Consider the following 2,764-nt stretch of genomic DNA (forward strand, 5'->3'; position numbering starts at 1 on the left):
GGCTTCTTCCGGCCCCGGTGTCAGGCCTTGTGGACGTCCCTGTGGGCGTCCTTGCGGGCCACCTTGTTGGCCTCCCAGCCCGCCCAGGCGGAGGTGACCATCTCACGGACGTCGTGCCGGGCCTTCCAGCCCAGTTCGCTGGTGATCCTCTCGGCGGAGGCCACGACCTTCGCCGGGTCGCCGGGGCGGCGGGGGCTGATCACGGGGGCGATGTCGTGCCCGGTGTTCTTGTTCAGGATCTCGACCATCTCGGCGACGGAGACGCCTTCGCCGCGCCCGATGTTCACGGTGAGGTCCTTGTGGTCGCCGGCCGCGGCCCACTCGGCGAGCTTGCGGGCCGCCGCGACGTGGGCCTCCGCCAGGTCCTCCACGTGGATGTAGTCGCGGATGCAGGTGCCGTCCGGGGTCGGGTAGTCGTCACCGAAGATCTTGGCGCCCTGGCCGGCGTCGTAGCGCTCGAAGACCATCGGGACCAGGTTGAAGACGCCGGTGTCGGCGAGCTCGGGAACCGCGGCGCCCGCCACGTTGAAGTAGCGCAGGCAGGCGGTGGAGATGCCGTGCGCCCGGCCCGCGGCGCGCACCAGCCACTCCCCGGCCAGCTTGGTCTCGCCGTAGGGGCTCAGCGGCTTGCAGGGGGTGTCCTCGGTGACCAGGTCCACGTCGGGCATGCCGTAGACGGAGGCGGAGGAGGAGAAGAGGAAGTTTCGGATGCCGGCGTCGGCCACGGCCTGGAGCAGGACGGCAAGGCCCTGGACGTTCTCGTGGTAGTAGTACATCGGCTTCTCGACGGACTCGCCGACCTGCTTCTTGCCCGCGAGGTGCACCACGCCGGTGATCTTGTGCTTGCGGATGACCTCTTCCAGGGCCAGCCGGTCCAGGACGGAGCCGACCACCAGCGGGACGCCTTCCGGTACGCGGTTCTCGTCGCCCGTGGAGAGGTCGTCGAAGACGACGACCTCCTCCCCCGCGAGCCGCATCGCGCGGACGACGTGCGCGCCGATGTATCCGGCGCCACCGGTGATCAGAAACGTCATGTTGTCTCCTTGGTCCTGTCCGACTTCGGGATGAAGAGCGCGGCGGGTGAAAGGTTTCCGGCCCGAGGCCCGCCCACGGGGCCTCAGTCCGCCCCGCGGGCCGCCCGGGCCCGGTCGAGGCGGTTGCGTACGAGGTACAGCGCGCCCTCGGCGCCGGGCGCGAGGCGCAGCGCGAGGGCACCGGCCCCCGTACGGTAGGGCTGCGCCAGCAGAACACCGTACCGGCTGCTGGGCAGGGCCCGACGGCGAAGCAGTCGGCCCCGGGGGCGCAGGGAGGTGAACACCGAGCTCCCGTCGGCACACCGCACGCCCACCCCGACATTCCACGCCTGCATCCTGCGCAGGCCCTGGCGGCGGCCCGTGACGGCGAGGTCGGCGAGACGGAACGGCAGTACGGCGGTCCAGCCACCGCCGCCGTCGGGGTGCAACTCGACCGGCTGCGCGAGGACCGCCGCGCCGCCCGCACGGGGTACGAAGCTCAGCTGCGCGGTGACGGGCCCGGCCTCGGCGAGGCGCCCGTACAGGTCGTGCAGGTGGATCCGGACGGCGGCGCGGCCGGCCGGTTCCGCGTCGACGGTGACGGGGAGTTCGCCGACCGGCAGCCCGGCCAGGCCGGCCAGCTCGACCGGAAGCTGCTCGCTCCACACCGGAGCTCCGTCGGGGCCGGTCGCGTACGGAGGCAGCAGCCGCGGCGGTTCGGCGGCCAGCCGGGTGAGCCGTTCGACATCGGCGGGCGGGGTCGCCGTGGCACGCAGCACCGAAACGATCCAGCGGGCGTGGGCCGCGGCGGACTCGATGTCGGCCTCGGGGAAGGTGTCGACGTACGCGCGGGTGAGGGTCCACCAGGCGGCCTGGTACTCGGGGTCGCGGCCCAGCTCGCGCAGGTACATGCGCAGGTCGTACTCCAGGAACTTCACCCGGCAGGCGCTGCCCAGCACCGGGGAGGCCTCGGTGAGGATCCCGGCGGCCGTGCGGTGGGCCTCGATGCGGGAGCGCCAGTTCCCGACGTCCTTGCGGTCCAGGGAGATCGACACCTGGGCCGCGCTGCGGCGCACGTGCCACACGTAGACGAGGTCGCCGGTGACGGCGATGCGGGGGGCCGCGGCGAGCACGCGGGCGGTGAAGACGAAGTCCTCGTAGATGAACCGGCCGTCGGGGAAACGCAGGCCGTGCTCCTGGAGGAAGGAGCGCGCGTACAGCTTGTTGACGCAGAGGGTGTCGCGGACGAGCTCGGGCCGGTCCACCGGCCGCTCGATCACCTCGCCCGGTGTGAGCAGTCCGGGCATCCACGGGACGTCGTGGTGCAGGGGCAGTTCGCGCCGTACCGCCGCGCCGACGGTGACCGGGGCGCCGTGCTCCTCGGCGGTGCGCAGCAAGGCGTCGGCGGCCCCCGGCGGCAGGATGTCGTCGCTGTCGAGGAAGAGGACGTACCGGCCGGAAGCAGCCGCGATCCCGTCATTGCGCGGGGTGCCGCACCCCCCGCTGTTCTCCGTCCGGTGCACGACCTTGAGGCGGGGGTGGACGGCGGCCAGTTCGTCCAGCACCCGAGCGGTGCCGTCGGACGAGGCGTCGTTCACCGCGATGACCTCGGCGACCACCGGGCCCTGGGCGAGGGCCGAGGAAACGGCCTCGCCCACGAGCCCGGCGTCGTTGTACGCGATGACCACGACGGAAACCGTGGGGAGGTTGCTGCTGTTCACCCGGAAGATCCTAGGCGACCGACATAAAGG

2 protein-coding genes are annotated in these 2,764 nt (G+C 72.3%); both read right to left on the reverse strand.

Features of this window, described 5'->3' with window-relative positions:
* Window positions 1-20: 20 nt before the first annotated feature.
* Window positions 21-1,034, reverse strand: coding sequence for a UDP-glucose 4-epimerase GalE (gene galE, locus ACWGIU_RS34740; protein WP_453712088.1), 1,014 nt, complete (start codon window positions 1,032-1,034; stop codon window positions 21-23).
* 83 nt (window positions 1,035-1,117) lie between these two features.
* A complete protein-coding gene (locus tag ACWGIU_RS34745) occupies window positions 1,118-2,734 on the reverse strand; it encodes a glycosyltransferase family 2 protein (RefSeq protein WP_453712089.1) in 1,617 nt (538 codons plus the stop codon).
* Window positions 2,735-2,764: the final 30 nt, after the last annotated feature.

The sequence above is a fragment of the Streptomyces sp. NPDC054840 genome, assembly GCF_053611065.1.

Coding starts and splice junctions, on each gene's coding strand:
- galE (WP_453712088.1), bottom strand. CDS start 1,034: ATGACGTTTCTGATCACCGGTGGCGCCGGATACATCGGCGCGCACGTC.